Genomic DNA, 15745 nt, shown 5'->3' with positions numbered 1-15745 from the left:
GCGTAAGTAGCCTTCTTATCCCTATTTATGAAGAGGAGCGATATAGATGAAGTTTTCTAAATTAATGCATGCACTACTGCTTTCCTCCTTAGTTATTAGTTTATCATGCCCTATTGAAAGAGCCGATGCTGCTGTTGTTGCAACGTCGTTTGATATACAACTCGATAAAACCGCCATTGTTAATGGAGATGAGGTGGTTGTGACCTTAGTAGGAGCTGGAGAGCAATTGTTTAAAAGCTATGAAGCGGAGGTTGCTTTTGACGCAACGAAGTTGAGTTTTATTCGTGGTGATGCAGGTTCGCAACAATTTACCTATCAAGCCGATTATGTAGAGGGCAATCATGCTAAAGTGGGTGTAACGAGCTCCTCTTCAAGTGTCGTTTCTGCAGATGGCATTCCTATTCTAAAGTTCAAATTCAAAAGCATTGCGATCGGTTCCGCGGATGTCACTCTTGTTGGCGTAACGGCCTTGAAACCACCCATTCTAGCTGCGACAAATTTTTCGCCGAATGTTACTAAATCGTTCACAGTAAGTACAGCTACCAGTCAGCCACCAGGCGGTAGTGGAGACCCGCCACCAAACGGTAATGGAAACAACCCATCTCCTGTAACCTCACCACCAGGAACAGTTGAGGTTCAAACAACTAAGCAAGGGGAATCCGCTCGAGCAGGGCTAGATGCTTCAACCTACGCGTCCGCTCTTGGACAAGCGCCAATGGATCAACAAGGGAATAAAGTTGTCACAGTGGTGCTTAAGTCGGAAGAAGGCGTCAACCAATATATCGTGACATTGCCAAAGGAGGCTTTCAATGCTACGAAGCCCAAAGCGCAGGAGTCAGATAAGAAAGTTGAAATTCAGTCACCGCTTGGAAGTATTACGTTACCTGATAATATGTTTAAATCGAAGGATTTGGGGACGAACCCCTCATCAATCGAGTTCTCCATTGCCAAGGCGAATACCAGCTCATTCTCTCCGAAATTGAAAGAGAAAACGCAGAACAAGCCGGTTATTGAGCTGACTATCAAAATCAATGGGGAAGTCGTTGCTTGGAAGAACAAAGATGCACCAGTCACCGATAGTGTACCCTACACGCCAACAGCGAAGGAGCTTCAGAATCCCGAACATATTGTGATCTGGTATGTAGATGGTGATGGCAAAGTGATCAAAGTGCCATCGGGTAAGTATGATGCTACGACAGGCAACGTGACCTTTACCACTACGCACTTTAGTATGTATGCAGTAACGTACGAGGAAACTACGTTTGATGATATTCAGGGTATCTCTTGGGCGAAGAAGCAAATCGAGGTTTTAGCTTCCAAAGGTGTAATTAATGGCACTACGGAATCCACATTTACACCGAGTGCAAACATTACGCGTGCGGATTTCCTTAAGCTATTAGTGGAGACTTTAGGTTTACATGCAGAAGTAGAGGGTAACTTTGAAGATGTCCAACCAGCGGATTATTATTACGAGGAAGCTGGAGTGGCTAGACAACTCGGAATATCTGCAGGTGTAGGGAGTAATAAGCTGAATCCGAAGGATTTTATTTCCAGGCAGGATATGATGGTTATGGTAGAAAGAGCAATTAACATTGCCGGGAAAAATGTGAAGGTCACAGGTGCTGCTACTGTGGATATGAACGCATTCAATGACTTCGTGAACGTTGCAAGCTATGCGAAGGATAGCATCAAAACCTTGATTCAGCAGGGATTGGTTGAGGGAGATGGGCAGAACATGCACCCGACAGGGAATACGACCCGCGCGGAAGCAGCGGTATTACTCTATAAACTGTATTATTTACAGTGATTGATAACGATTAAGACTTGCGTGATTGTGGGCGCGAGTCTTTTTTGCTCTTAGTAGGTTCTGAAAGGTTAAAGAGTCTGATTTAACTGGAAAATCTACAGCTATTATCACGCTTTGGAGTCGGAAATAACGATTAGATGGAAAAAATGTAGTTATTTTTTGATTATTTGCTTGTTATGCGGAGAATGGATGAATTTAGCTGCATATTTTCCATTTATTCCATTTTTAAAGGGGGGAATCGTGAATTTAACTGTACTTTTTCCATGTAATGATTTGATCGAGAGTTGGGGACGAGGGGGAGATGATGAGGATGGGAAAAATCGAGTAAATTATAGTTCCGAAAATGAGAATTCATATCTTAAAGTCATATGACAAGAAATGGAAATGTACGTAGGATGAAGATAGTACGTTAGGCAGTGGATCGAATGAGCGGCCAACGGGAAATGAAAGGGGAGAATGAATGATGGCAATTCATCAAATCGGTATTATCATGAATGGTGTTACGGGACGAATGGGAACGAACCAACATCTTATCCGTTCGATCGTAGCAATACGCAATCAAGGCGGTGTCAAATTGCCCAATGGCGATGTCATCATGCCGGATCCAATTTTGGTCGGCCGCCAAGAGAATAAATTGAAAGCGCTAGCAGAAGCTTATGGCATTACGCGATTCTCTACGAATTTAGATGCATGTCTGGCAGATCCCCATGATTCTATATATTTTGATTCACAGATCACTAGTTTCCGTGCTGAAAGTGTTCGTAAAGCGATCCAAGCAGGAAAGCATATTTATTGTGAGAAACCAACGGGGACGAGTCTTGAGGAATCACTAGATCTTGCACGCCTTGCCAAAGAGGCCGGTGTGAAGAATGGCGTCGTGCAAGACAAGTTGTTTCTCCCAGGTTTGATGAAGCTTAAACGGCTGGTGGATTCCGGATTTTTTGGCGACATATTGACGGTTCGGATGGAGTTTGGTTATTGGGTTTTTGAAGGGGATTGGCAGCCGGGACAACGTCCATCTTGGAATTATCGCAAAGAAGACGGCGGCGGAATTATTGTCGACATGTTTGCCCACTGGCGTTATGTCATCGATAATCTATTTGGCAAAGTGCGCTCAGTATCGTGCTTAGGCTACACACATATTCCTCATCGTGTCGATGAGAATGGTAACCGATATACGTGTACAGCAGATGATGCAGCATATGCGACCTTTGAGCTGGAAGGCGGTATCATCGTGCAAGCCAATTCTTCCTGGGCCGTGCGTGTCAACCGTGAGGACTTGCTAACCATTCAAGTAGATGGGACCGAGGGAAGCGCTGTTGCCGGTTTACGTGACTGCAAAACACAACATCGTGTAAACACCTGCAAACCTGTTTGGAACCCAGACATTCCGAATCCATTTAATTTCAAAGAGCAGTGGATGGAAGTACCGGATAATCAAGTATACGACAATGGTTTTAAAGTGCAGTGGGAATTATTCCTTAAGCATATTGTGCTGGATACACCTTTTCCTTGGGATTTGCTGGAGGGTGCGAAAGGCACGCAGTTATCCGACTTGGGACTGCTCTCATGGAGCGAACGCCGCTGGGTTGATGTTCCTGATTTGAACGTGTAGGAGGAATGTACAGATGTCGAGCCATTTGAAATTGATTGGAGAAGACAGATCTCTCTACGCATATAAAGCAGGTCGTGCAGGTGCATTTGAAATGCCGAGCGGAAAATCGTTCGTAAGCCGGATCGCTTACTCAGCAGCACACGTCGTCTGCGATCCCTATGCGGATGCGGATCCTCTCGCCAATGCTCAAATTGATTGGGAATCGACCTTAGCATACCGACGGTACTTATGGTCCCTAGGTTTATCCGTAGCGGAAGCGATGGATACCGCACAACGCGGGATGGGCTTGAACTGGGATCGGTCCAAAGAGCTGATAGCACGCTCCATTGCTGAGGCAAAGGCGGTCGGAGGTCGGGTTGCCAGTGGCGTGGGAACAGATCACTTGCTTCCAAGTGCAAGTGTCACCATTGAGGATATTATCCGTGCCTACGAAGAACAATGTGAGTTTGTGGAAAGGCACGGCGGCGCAATTATCCTGATGGCAAGCCGAGCGCTTGCCAGTTACGCCAAAGGCCCTGAGGACTATGAGCGCGTATATGGCCATATTTTGCGGCAAGTGTCGAAGCCAGTGATCTTGCATTGGTTGGGAGATATGTTCGATCCCTCGCTCAAGGGATATTGGGGGCATGCGAATGTGGACGAGGCTATGGAGGTCTGCCTTCGTGTCATTCATGCTAACGCTGAGAAGGTGGATGGCATCAAGATTTCTCTGCTGGATGCCAATCAAGAAATTACGATGCGTCGTCGTCTGCCCGCTGGCGTCAAGATGTACACGGGTGATGATTTTAACTATCCCTCGCTTATTCAAGGCGACGAGAGGGGCTTTAGCCATGCCTTGCTTGGCATCTTTGATGCCATTGCTCCGGCTGCAGCTTCGGCTATGCACGCTCTTGATGAAGGGGATTTAGCGAAATATAACGACATACTGGCCAAGACAGTACCTTTATCACGCCACATCTTTCAGAAGCCGACTTTTGCGTATAAGACAGGGATTGTCTTTATGGCGTATTTGAATGGACATCAGTCTCATTTCAGAATGATCGGCGGAGCAGAAGGAGCACGCTCTATCGTACATCTCTCGAAATTATTTACACTAGCCGATCAGGCAGGTTTATTGGTTGATCCGGAACTAGCAACTCAGCGAATGAAGTTAGTCTTGGCACTATCAGGAATTCAAGGGGGATAAGAGGTATGCAGCTACTACGCGATTGGGAACGTCTCAGCTTAAATCAAATCACTACAGCAAATTGGAGTTTGAAAGAGGCTGTAGAAGGCAGTGCAAGAGCAGGCATTCCTTGGATTGCTCCTTGGCGTCATAAGGTTGCAGAGATAGGCCTAGCAGAAAGTAAGCGCATCATTCGTGATACTGGATTACAAGTATCGAGTCTTTGCCGTGGCGGCATGTTTCCCGCAGCAACAGCTGCCGAACGCAAGGATAAGCTTGATGACAACCGCCGTGCAGTGGAAGAAGCAGCGGAGTTAGGCACAGACGTGCTGGTACTCGTATGTGGACCAGCACCGGATCGGGACCTTGGCAGTGCAAGGCAATGGGTTGCTGAAGGAATAGAGCAACTCGTTCCATTCGCGCAGTCGCATGGGGTTAAGCTCGGAATCGAACCTCTTCACCCGATGTATGCGGCGGAGCGATCGGTCGTTGTGACATTAGCGCAAGCGAATAGCCTTGCTGAGCCTTTCCTCCCCACGCAAGTTGGGGTTGTGGTTGATGTTTTCCACGTGTGGTGGGACCCCGAATTGTATGCTCAAGTGGAAAGGGCGAGTGGACGTATCCTAGGTTATCATGTATCAGATTGGATTGTCCCTACACCAGACTTGTTGCTAGGACGCGGAATGATGGGCGATGGCGTCATTGAACTGCGCAGAATAAGGGAAGCGGTAGAAGCAGCAGGATATGCAGGGCCAATTGAAGTGGAAATCTTTAATCAAGCGATATGGGATTGCTCAGGTGATGACGTGCTGGAATTGATGAAGAATCGTTATTTGGAGTATGTATAAGTTGGAGCTGTTCGCTATAATAAGGATGAAGAGTGAGCCATTCGCTCCTCATCCTATTTCGCTCTAACAGTATTATGGAGGTGCAGCGGCCGTGAACGGTATCCACTTGTACGAAAATAAACATACGGAGGGCTATAATATCCGCGTACATTTTCATCATCATTACCAGTTATTGTACGTCATTGACGGGGAAGGCAGCATTCTGCTGGAGGGGGATTCACACCACATATCGGAACATTCGACGATGGTTATATTTCCGTACTCGAAGCACGCCGTTTCCTCCAATACACGTATGACTTTACTGGTTTTGTCATTTGATGAAGATATGTTGGAAGGCATGTTCACACCGTTAAACAAGGAGGATATCGGTTTTACAGGGTCGTTTTGTTGTAAACTTCCTCATCTGCAAGCGAATGAGATCAAATTACTTCTGAGGAAGCTCTTATTCGAGGAAAGACAGCAGGGGTTGTTTCATGACTGGGCCATGCGAACGCACCTAAGCGAAATCCTATTGGGATTATGCAGAGCAAGGCAGTCTGAATGCATGCAAGATGCGAATAGTCTCCGAGCAGAGAAAATTCGCACTTATATAGAGAAGCATTATTACGAATCGCTGACTGCCGAGCAGTTGGCACAAAAGTTTGGAGTCAGCGCACGCTATTCGAATACGATATTTAAAGAACGGTATAAGCAGACACCTATGCAATATGTGAATGAGATCAGGCATAGTTTGGCTAAGAAACTACTTGCTGAGACGGATATGAACATTGTATCGCTATGCTTTGAGGTAGGCTACGAATCATTACCGACGTTTTACAGAAGTTTTAAACAACTGGCTCAGATGTCCCCTACTGTATTTCGTCAGATGAATCGGCATGAAACTTAACTTGTAACCGCTATCATTTCTTGATTGAAAGGGAGAATGTACGATGAATGAGAACTTACAGGCTTATGTAGATCGTCGTGGTCAAAAGGGGATGGACATTAGCAAATCAGTCGAGCTATTTAGACGGTATGCTTATGTAGAGCAGAGTTGCATTAGAGCGCTTGCCGGGTGGTTTCTCAAGATGCCGAATTGGGAGACTAAGATTAAACTCGGTTATCATCTCTACGCACATGCAGAACGGTTGAATGAGCTTGGGACGCGGTTGGAAGAGTTGCGCGGCGGTCGCCATCGCGATGCCAATATTGAGCCAGGGCTAGCACGAATTGGGGAAGAATTGGTTCAAGCTCCAGATGATCACAGTTTTATTACTGGCTTATCTTGGATGTTGGGGCATCTCGTCCATATGTACAAAGAACATTTGGATGTTGCAGATGCAAGTGCCAATGCGTTGGAAATCCGAATCTTACTTCGATTACAAGTAGATGCAGAGAATGAACTACAGGCTGTCCAAGAGCTTGAGCAGCAACAGTACGGGAATTCACAGGTGAATACATCGCCGTGGACACAATATTTGGAAGGACTCATCGAAGAAGCCGGCGGTATTAGTGGATTAGGACTTCGTAGCGGGAAGAGTGCGATGCGACCGGAGAAGGCTCAATTCGATTGGCCATCTACGATGGTATTTGATCATCGTATTGTTCATGCCGATTTGGGAAGTTATCAATCTAAGCTTAACTTACCTCTAAAAGAACGCTCAATAGGGGAATTTAAAGTCTATTTCAACGAGTTTTATGCTGCTGCTTTACTGGCTACGATTATCTATGATTCATGGAAATTGGATGCCCCAAGGCAATATTTCATGGATATTGCCCACCACTTCTGGGATGAAGTCAGGCATGCGGAATTTGGAGCCATTCGCTTGCGTGAATTAGGCGTCGAGCCTTCCGTAGTCAATATGGTATTATTCGATAATTCTCAAGGGCTGCCGTTACTTCATCGGCTTTGTTATTTGACATTAGGACTTGAGGTTTATTTTATGCCTCGCAAGAGTGTAAGGGTAAGATACTACGAGCAAGAAGGAGACCCACGTTCGCAGTTGTTTGCTGATGTAGATTGGTCTGACGAGTCGAATCATGTTCGTTACGGCAAACAATGGATGGATTTTTTTCTCAAGGACGACGCCAGAACGATTGAGGATGTTCAAGCAGAAATTGCCAAATATATGGAAAATAATGCTAATAATATGACTGAAGGGCAGAAGGTTCCATGGTAAGTGACGCAAGGTTCTCATAATAAAGTGGATAGCGTGTGCCTAGGAGGCGAGAACGGTATGGATTCAGATTTCATTTGTCAATTCTTGTTTTGGCAAGAAGATGGGGAAGAAGTTGCCAGTGAAGAGCGAAGGAATAACTGGAGAGATATCTGGAGAGATCTGTTTGGCAGACATGAGCGAAACGAGGAGAACGATCGTAATTGCGACTGATTTAGTAAATAGCAATAGCAAGGGCTTGCACAGTCTACTGTGTAAGCCCTTTTTCCTACTATCCGTTCCTATACTCAGCCGGGGTAATGCCTGTATATTTTTTAAACACTTTATAGAAGTAGGTACTGTTGTTGTATCCTGTTTTCTGCGAAATTTCCTCAATGGAGTCATGCGTCGTGGAAAGGAATACCTTCGCCCGCTCAATTCGATATTCATTCAGATAATCAGGGATAGACTGCGCAATCAGTTTCTTAAAAATTCGTCCTAGATAAGCAGGTGACATATCGATGAGTTCAGCAATTTTAAACAAGGACAATTCACGATCGGCATAGTGTTCCTGAATGATTTTATCCACGGTAGCTACAAGGTTATCATGTTTGGAACTCTTACGCTCCTTCAAACCAGCGCATATGGATTCAATTAAATCACTGAAATGGTTGCGAACATCTTGCAAGGTTTCCAACCTATGCAGCTGCTGAACGAAGTGCGTGAAGTCATAGTTAAACGTGATGCCTGAGCTTTTCTCCAAATGAATGGCAGTCGTCGAGATAGAATAGGCTAATTGGTGGAAAAGCATCGTATAGACAAGATAAGATTGATGATCCGTTGCCGTTAATATGTCATTGAACCATTTCCTCGTCTCATCTGCTTTCCCTAGCTTAAGCGTTTCCAGCATATTATTCTCAAGGGCAATAGGATGAACAAACACCTGTTGCGCAGCCTGCGGAACATGGGAACTCTGCAAGATGCTTCGGTATCCGAAGACAAATTTATGCTCCAACAATTGCACGGTTTCTTTGTGAAGATCCGAGATTTCGAATAGATTGTCCCCTACTTCGCTGATCGCAATGGTCATCGAAAGGTTTAAATAAACTTGAATGGAATCTTGTACTCGCAAGGCTAGCTCTCGAAGAGGCAGGGTGTCCTGAAAATCCCCATTTAACAGCACAGCCACATGTCGCTCATCCACATCTATACACTCACATTTACCAAGACTTCCGAATAGTTCTGTCGCAATATTCATGGTTCCGTACTTCAATAGAGAACGATCTTCAAAGTTGTATTGACTGGAAAACTGGTCGAAATGATCGATACTTAACAGGATGACGATGAAATCTCGGTAGGGATCTACGCCAATTTCATATTCTTGCAGTTTGGCTTCCATATCCATAAGTCGCTTGGAAGAGCTATCCCAAATTAATCGGCGTAGAAAATCTTGTTTGAGTTTAAATTGATTGTTACGTTTCTCATTGGTAAGTAAATTCATTCTTGAAATGACACGATCAATTGGTTTGTGCAAGGATTTGGAGATGAGATACGAAACGGTAAGGCCAATTAGTAAGAGAATGGTGCAAACGATGAGCACATTCTTCTTCATAGCATCAATTTTACCCATAATCGTATCGTAAGGAAGAACACGGATGAACGTCCAGCCCGTTTGATCATGTTTAGAATAGACAACCAACGATTTCACACCCTCGACATCATCAACAAAATAATCCGAAGGTTGCATCGTGGAAGCGGTTAACAGCTTATGAATATAGGGACGATCCTTTAAGTCTGAAAGGAAAGGCATAGACTCTGTACTTGTGACTAATTGGCCCTTGCTGTCAATGATGAAAGTGGAGCCGCTTTTATTCATATCCAAGCTCATAATCGCTTCCTTCATCCAACGTTCGGAAACATTAAGCATAATGACATTGTCCAAATCTTTAGAAGGACCTTGCAAATCGTAAAATACGAAGGTGTACACATTGGTCAACTTCTCAACACCTTGAAAAGGCGTCTGAATGGGAATGATTCGTGGTATGGGTGCAAGCCGCTTATAGGTGCTGAAATTCTCAATTAGTTTGACAGCATCAGGATCTGAGAAATGCTCAATATCTTGTATATTTTTGATGGAAGATTGAGATGTAGCGTAAATGGTCTTTGAGTTTTTGCTGTAAATATAGATGGAATGGAAGAAATTACTTACATTCATATAGGTGCTCAAGCGGTTGAGCGCATTATTCGTGTCTAATGAATTCGGTGCAGTATAGTGGAGCAATTTATCGAACTGCGGATCTGCATAAATTTGGAGAGCATAATTCGTTGAGCTTTCAATCATAGATTTAGCACTATAGCTAGATTGGGAAAGGCTGCTTTTCTCTGAAGCATAAATATTCGAAAGCGCGATTTTCTCAAAATTAGCATAGAGCGCAAACGATAGGGTCACGATCGTAACAATGATGCAAATGATGAGTGAGAGAAAAATGTTCGCATAAAGTTTCTTGGAGGTGCGGGCTTCTGTAATGATCTGCATATGTTGTTGCTCCTTCATCAAACAGGATCTTCCATGTACGTTTTATTATAATGAAATACCTAAAAATACGTAAGTGTATCTGCAAAAAGTGTATAGATGTACAAATTTGTATAGCCCAATTCCTCTAAAAAGTAGAGTGTTTTCAAGGGATTGTGAAGTATACATCAAATTACGACATGGGCTAGTATGAAGGTAGGAAACCGGTCATCCTAACCACACCTGAGATGGAGGGTCTGCATGGAGAGTAGACATACTGTAGAGAAATATTCATTTAACATTATCGGATATCTAATTATTATTGCATTCGCAGCATTGTGTGTGATCCCATTTGTCATGATTATTATGGGTTCATTGACAGATGAATCCGAAATCGTTAAAAATGGCTATCAACTGTTCCCGCAAACATTTTCGACAGAGGCATATTCGTTCATTATTAAAAATCCAAAGCAAATACTAAATGCGTATAAAATTACGCTGCTAGTAACAATCGTGGGTACGATCGTTGGTTTGTTTCTTTCGGCGATGACTGCCTATGTATTGCAAAGGAAAGATTTTACGTATCGTAATGTGATTTCCTTCTATTTCTTTTTCACAACGTTGTTTTCAGGGGGGCTAGTTCCTTGGTATATCTTGATTGTCAAATACTTGGGCTTCAAGGATTCCATTCTGGCCTTGATTGTACCCCTGTTGTTGAATGTATTTTACATCATTATATTAAGAAGCTTTATTAGCTCAACAATCCCGGATGCCATTAGTGAATCAGCGAAAATAGATGGAGCTGGCGATTTCCGAATTTTCGTCTCTGTGATTTTGCCGCTGCTGAAACCAGCACTTGCTACGATTGGCTTGTTCATTGCGCTGAATTATTGGAACGATTGGTACCATGCGACCTTATTCGTAAATAAAGAGAGTTTATACCCGCTGCAGTATTTCTTGTACAAAATTTTGAATAGCTTAACGTTCTCCAACGCTTCCGTTGCCGCTCAAGGCGCGGTCGTCATGGATACGCCGAAAGAATCGTTTAAGCTGGCTATGACGGTTGTGGCAACAGGTCCAATCATTTTATTGTATCCGTTTGTACAAAAATATTTTATCCAAGGAATTACGATTGGCTCTGTAAAAGGGTGAACCCGGTTTATGCCGGTTTATCATATGGCTTCATGTATAATCAGATTAAGGGGAGGATTTATCAATGAAACAATTCAGAGTACTTATGGCCGTAGGTTTAACCGCTTCCATGCTCATCGCAGGTTGTACATCCAAAACCGCTACGGAAGAAACGCCAAAAGGCAGTACAGCACCGGCGACAACGGAAGCGGCAGCCACGAAGCCAGATACATCCAAAGAAGTTAAATTGAAAATGTATTTAATTGGAGATGCCCCGAAGGATCTCGGACTTGTCTATGATGAAGTCAATAAAATGCTCAAAAAAGATATTAATGCTACGGTAGAGCCCGTCTTTTTATCTTGGGGCGATTATGCTCAGAAATACCCGTTGTTGTTCGCAACTGGGGAAGACTTCGACCTTGTATTCTCTGCGAATTGGTACAAATACAGCGAATTTGCGAATAAAGGCTCATTCAAAGAATTGACTCCTGACTTGCTGAACAAGTATGCACCGTTAACGATGAAAGAAATGCCGAAAGAAGCTTGGGATCAAGCCAAGGTACAGAACAAAATCTTCATGGTGCCTAACTCCAATAAAGATTTCGGTATGGCAACTGTAGGAGTAAGAGGAGATCTCCGTGAAAAATATAAAATTGCTCCACTTAAAACGATTGATGATTATGAAAAATATTTAGACACGATTGCGAAAAATGAACCTAGTTTGGTTCCGTTTGACGAGAATGGAGCCGGTTACTCGATGTACGATATGATTATCGGGGCGGAAACGACAACGAAAGTTATTGTGAGCAATTCCTTACTTTCTATCGATCTGAAGGATAAATCAGGAAAAATCGTTGATGTTGCACAATCTCCACAATATTTGGAGTATGCCAAGAAGATGGCGGATTGGAATAAACGTGGTTTCTGGTCCAAAAATGCGCTTGTCAATAAAACACCAAGTAAGGAATCTTTCCTAGCAGGTAAAAGTGCTTCTATGGCAGGAAACTCCCTGGATATGAGCAATACAGTTACTGCGGCAAACCAAAAACATCCAGAGTGGAAAGCCGAAATGTTTGACTTGTACAACGGTAAAGCAACGTATGTAAATAACTATACAGGCAACGGAATGTCGATTAATGCAAATTCCAAGAATCCGGAGCGCGCGCTAATGATGCTGGATCTTTTCCGCAACAACGAAGACTACTTTAACCTCACTACGTATGGTATCAAAGGGAAACATTATGACTTGACATCTGATAAGAAAATTCAAGCATTAAACGGTTCGGATTCAGGCTTCAAACCGGATTCAGGTTCACCTTGGGGTTGGAGAACGGCAGGTCTTTATAAAGCATTAGCAGATCAACCAGCTGCCTTCACCACGATTAAAGAAGCATGGACGAAAACGGCCGTAACGAATCCATTGCTTAACTTCGTACTAGATACAACGAATATCAAGAATGAATTAGCAGCTATTAAAAACGTGAAAGATCAATATCGTGATCCAATCAATCTTGGTGTTCTTGCAGATGCAAATGAAGCGGTAAAAACATTAAATGCGAAGTACAAAGAAGCTGGCTTAGAGAAAGTTCAAGCAGAAGCACAAAAACAAATTGATGAGTTCTTGAAAAACAATAAATAAGAGAGATCATGGGAGCAAGAGAGACAGCGCCTGTTATCGGGCGGTCTCTCTCTTGTTATTGGCTACTAGGAGGTTATTCGGATGATCGCAAAGAGATTATGGGGAGATTTAATTAAAAATCGTACGATGTACATCATGATTTTGCCAGCCGTGCTTTTCTTTCTTGTATTTAGTTATTTACCAATGGCAGGTTTGGTTGTAGCCTTTAAATCCTACACGTATAGCAAGGGGATATTCGGTAGCCCCTGGGTTGGGTTTGATAATTTTACGTTTTTCTTTGAATCGGGGAAGGCACTTCTCGTCACCAAAAACACCATCGTATATAACTTTATTTTTCTCATCGTGAATAACTTTCTGGAAATTTTCATTGCAATTGTGCTGTTCGAGTTAGCAGGGAAGTATTTCAAGAAAATACTGCAGTCTGTCATTTTTCTACCCTATTTCATCTCTTGGGTTGTTGCTGGAGCCATCGTTTACAATCTATTGAACTATGAATTCGGTGCAGTCAATACCGTGTTGAAATCTCTGGGTTTCGACCCAATGAACTTTTATAACAGCCCGAAACTATGGCCGTATATACTTGTTTTCTTCAGCGCTTGGAAAACAGTTGGTTATGGAACGGTCATTTATTTAGCGAGTATTGCAGGGATCGATACAGAAATGTATGAAGCAGCCAAAATAGATGGCGCAAATGTCCTGCAACGTATTATTCATATTACACTTCCATCTATTGTACCAACCATCATGGTTCTTCTTTTGCTAAAAATTAGTCAAATCGCGCGAGGCGATTTCGGCATGTTCTATCAACTTATTGGTACGAACGGTATATTATTTGATAAAACAGATGTCATTGATACATACGCATTTCGTGCGCTCCTTGATATGCAGGAATTTGGGATGTCCGCAGCCGTTGGCGTGTACCAGTCCGTACTGAATTTCATCATAATTATCATTGTAAATACTTCTGTTAGGAAGGCTAGTAAGGAGAATGCTTTGTTCTAAGAAGCAGCCGTATAGTGTAATAGGACCGCGTTTCCTTGATATTCAAGGGAAGCGGTCTATTTCGTTTTTAACTGTTTAACGTTGACCATTTTCCCTCGGAATGCCATAATCGATAAAAACGAAATAGGGAGTCGGCCAGCTATGGGATTACGTTCAGTTCTTGATACGTATCGGCATATGAAGATCAAAAATAAGTTGTCGATTTTGATAACGATGATTATCGCGGTTTCATTGGCATTTACAATTCTGATCCAGCAGTATGTGTTTTCGATCTACGATGGGCAAATTTATGATAAATCTTCACGTGTACTCAATTTATCATCCACAGCGATCGAAACAGAACTTAAGCGGTTGCAACAGCTCTCATATCGGATTCTGGCCGAGGAGCAGGTGCAAGAATGGTTAACTTCACTCAAGAAAAATCCGTCCGATTATGACCGTCTCATCATTAGTCAATATTTGGTAGATCGTTTGATCAGCTATTCAGGTGAAGAACCTTATTTATTTTCTATTCAAATTATGGATGCCAATGGAAATGAGCATGAAGGCGGTAACATTCTTAGAATGGACGCTGAACGGAAAAGGCAAATTATGAATGTGGCAGCAGAAGGGAATGGCGAAAATCGCTGGATATATCCGGATAGCAAGGACTCAGCCTTGCTTGCAACACGAGAAATTCGTTCGTTTCACAAAACGAACTTTGATTTGGACTATCTAGGCACATTAGTCATTCGAATTAATATTGAGAAGCTTGTACGTGATATCGCGCCTGAAGAGGGCGATGTGATGATTGTATCCGATGAACATGTTATCTTTCCAAGTGAACCTTCCTTCGATTTGCGTCGAATAGCGAAGCCTGCGAATGCGGGTAAAGGCTATGATATCCAGAACATGAATGGGGAAGAATATTTCATTGCCCAGATCCAGTCACTGAATACAGGTTGGACATACTTAAATTTAACGCCATTTAATCAAATTTTTGATCGTATTATTTTTATCAAGGAAATGGTCGTATTCGTCTTTATCGGGATATTCGTCGTTGTGATTCTGTTAGGCATACGTTTCTCCTATAGTTTAACCCGGCCGATTGACGAACTTATGGTGCGGATGAAACTAGCGGAGAAAGGTAATTTCGAAGAGGCGAATTTATTTCCGTCAGTGGGCCAAGTGGCCATGGATGAACTAGGTCTCTTACAGCGGAGCTTCCGATTCATGATTGAGCGCATCAATACGCTGATTCAAGAGAATTATGCGAATCGACTGCTCATTAAGGAAACGGAATTTAAGGCCTTGCAGTCTCAAATTAATCCTCATTTTCTGTACAATACGTTGGAATCCATTAATTGGATGGCCAAAGTGAATCGCCAAGCCAAAATTTCCGAGATGGTAGAAGCGCTAGCGTATTTGCTTCGCCACTCTGTTGATTTGAAGGAGCCTATTATTACTCTCGGTGAAGAGATTGATATCGTCCGCAGTTATGTGACGATACAGAAAATTCGCTTTGAAGAACGATTGGTGTTTAAACTGAATGTGCCTGAAGAATTAATGAGCCGGCCTATTCCCAAATTGACTCTTCAACCATTGATGGAGAATGCGATTCATTATGCGCTGGAATCCACGATTGAACCTTGTGAAATCTCGATCCGCGGCTGGAGTACCGAAGACGGAGTCTTCCTTGCCGTTGATGATACAGGCCCGGGATTCCCGAAAGGGATGATTGACAGGCTGCGTAGTGGTGAAGTAACTACGAAGGGCAAAGGCATTGGTCTTCTCAATATTGATGATCGAATGAAGCTAGCCTTTGGAGAAGCCTATGGTATTCATGTGGATGAATCTGCTGAGCAAGGGGCTTCCATTATTCTACGTTTACCCAAAGGACAGGAGGAATAAG

12 protein-coding genes are annotated in these 15745 nt (G+C 43.2%); 11 read left to right on the top strand and 1 reads right to left on the bottom strand.

Going from position 1 to position 15745, the window contains the following annotated elements; translation table 11 throughout:
• Window positions 1-46: 46 nt before the first annotated feature.
• The 7 genes from AC58PV_RS31055 to AC58PV_RS31025 all read left to right on the top strand — a co-directional run bounded on the left by AC58PV_RS31055 (window position 47) and on the right by AC58PV_RS31025 (window position 7804).
• On the top strand, window positions 47-1807 hold the full coding sequence (locus tag AC58PV_RS31055) for an S-layer homology domain-containing protein (RefSeq protein WP_497436769.1): 1761 nt from the start codon (window positions 47-49) through the stop codon (window positions 1805-1807).
• A gap of 463 nt (window positions 1808-2270) precedes the next feature.
• Entirely contained in the window at window positions 2271-3422 is a 1152-nt protein-coding gene (locus AC58PV_RS31050) for a Gfo/Idh/MocA family protein (protein WP_497436815.1), read from the top strand.
• A 13-nt stretch (window positions 3423-3435) separates the two neighbouring features.
• Complete coding sequence (locus tag AC58PV_RS31045) at window positions 3436-4608, top strand: dihydrodipicolinate synthase family protein (protein WP_497436767.1); 1173 nt, start codon at window positions 3436-3438, stop codon at window positions 4606-4608.
• 5 nt (window positions 4609-4613) lie between these two features.
• Window positions 4614-5435 (top strand): sugar phosphate isomerase/epimerase family protein, encoded by an 822-nt coding sequence (locus AC58PV_RS31040; RefSeq protein ID WP_497436766.1) that lies wholly within the window; start codon window positions 4614-4616, stop codon window positions 5433-5435.
• 91 nt (window positions 5436-5526) lie between these two features.
• Entirely contained in the window at window positions 5527-6321 is a 795-nt protein-coding gene (locus AC58PV_RS31035; RefSeq protein WP_497436765.1) for a helix-turn-helix transcriptional regulator, read from the top strand.
• A 43-nt stretch (window positions 6322-6364) separates the two neighbouring features.
• The gene (locus tag AC58PV_RS31030) at window positions 6365-7594 is read left to right on the top strand and encodes a DUF455 family protein (RefSeq protein ID WP_497436763.1); all 1230 of its coding nucleotides are present in this window, start codon (window positions 6365-6367) and stop codon (window positions 7592-7594) included.
• Between the two features lie 57 nt (window positions 7595-7651).
• A complete protein-coding gene (locus AC58PV_RS31025; RefSeq protein WP_497436762.1) occupies window positions 7652-7804 on the top strand; it encodes a hypothetical protein in 153 nt (50 codons plus the stop codon).
• A 58-nt stretch (window positions 7805-7862) separates the two neighbouring features.
• Here AC58PV_RS31025 and AC58PV_RS31020 read toward each other — a convergent pair whose 3' ends face one another.
• A complete protein-coding gene (locus tag AC58PV_RS31020) occupies window positions 7863-10106 on the bottom strand; it encodes a helix-turn-helix domain-containing protein (protein WP_497436761.1) in 2244 nt (747 codons plus the stop codon).
• A 237-nt stretch (window positions 10107-10343) separates the two neighbouring features.
• On the opposite strand from AC58PV_RS31020, the gene AC58PV_RS31015 reads away from it, so the two are divergent.
• The 4 genes from AC58PV_RS31015 to AC58PV_RS31000 all read left to right on the top strand — a co-directional run bounded on the left by AC58PV_RS31015 (window position 10344) and on the right by AC58PV_RS31000 (window position 15744).
• Window positions 10344-11234: a carbohydrate ABC transporter permease gene (locus AC58PV_RS31015; RefSeq protein ID WP_497436760.1), complete on the top strand. Its 891-nt coding sequence runs from the start codon at window positions 10344-10346 to the stop codon at window positions 11232-11234.
• A 64-nt stretch (window positions 11235-11298) separates the two neighbouring features.
• Window positions 11299-12852, top strand: coding sequence for an extracellular solute-binding protein (locus tag AC58PV_RS31010; protein ID WP_497436758.1), 1554 nt, complete (start codon window positions 11299-11301; stop codon window positions 12850-12852).
• 81 nt (window positions 12853-12933) lie between these two features.
• Window positions 12934-13854 (top strand): ABC transporter permease, encoded by a 921-nt coding sequence (locus AC58PV_RS31005; protein WP_497436757.1) that lies wholly within the window; start codon window positions 12934-12936, stop codon window positions 13852-13854.
• 141 nt (window positions 13855-13995) lie between these two features.
• Entirely contained in the window at window positions 13996-15744 is a 1749-nt protein-coding gene (locus tag AC58PV_RS31000; RefSeq protein WP_497436756.1) for a sensor histidine kinase, read from the top strand.
• Window position 15745: the final 1 nt, after the last annotated feature.

This window comes from Paenibacillus sp. J22FR83 (genome assembly GCF_059691955.1).
The sequence above is the reverse complement of the archived record's forward strand: the minus strand, read 5'-3'. Positions and strand labels throughout refer to the sequence as shown.

Bases quoted from the DNA above. Each gene is read 5' to 3' on its own strand.
- AC58PV_RS31055 (WP_497436769.1), top strand. From the start codon at position 47: ATGAAGTTTTCTAAATTAATGCATGCACTACTGCTTTCCTCCTTAGTT.
- AC58PV_RS31050 (WP_497436815.1), top strand. From the start codon at position 2,271: ATGGCAATTCATCAAATCGGTATTATCATGAATGGTGTTACGGGACGA.
- AC58PV_RS31045 (WP_497436767.1), top strand. From the start codon at position 3,436: ATGTCGAGCCATTTGAAATTGATTGGAGAAGACAGATCTCTCTACGCA.
- AC58PV_RS31040 (WP_497436766.1), top strand. From the start codon at position 4,614: ATGCAGCTACTACGCGATTGGGAACGTCTCAGCTTAAATCAAATCACT.
- AC58PV_RS31030 (WP_497436763.1), top strand. From the start codon at position 6,365: ATGAATGAGAACTTACAGGCTTATGTAGATCGTCGTGGTCAAAAGGGG.
- AC58PV_RS31025 (WP_497436762.1), top strand. From the start codon at position 7,652: ATGGATTCAGATTTCATTTGTCAATTCTTGTTTTGGCAAGAAGATGGG.
- AC58PV_RS31020 (WP_497436761.1), bottom strand. From the start codon at position 10,106: ATGCAGATCATTACAGAAGCCCGCACCTCCAAGAAACTTTATGCGAAC.
- AC58PV_RS31015 (WP_497436760.1), top strand. From the start codon at position 10,344: ATGGAGAGTAGACATACTGTAGAGAAATATTCATTTAACATTATCGGA.
- AC58PV_RS31010 (WP_497436758.1), top strand. From the start codon at position 11,299: ATGAAACAATTCAGAGTACTTATGGCCGTAGGTTTAACCGCTTCCATG.
- AC58PV_RS31005 (WP_497436757.1), top strand. From the start codon at position 12,934: ATGATCGCAAAGAGATTATGGGGAGATTTAATTAAAAATCGTACGATG.
- AC58PV_RS31000 (WP_497436756.1), top strand. From the start codon at position 13,996: ATGGGATTACGTTCAGTTCTTGATACGTATCGGCATATGAAGATCAAA.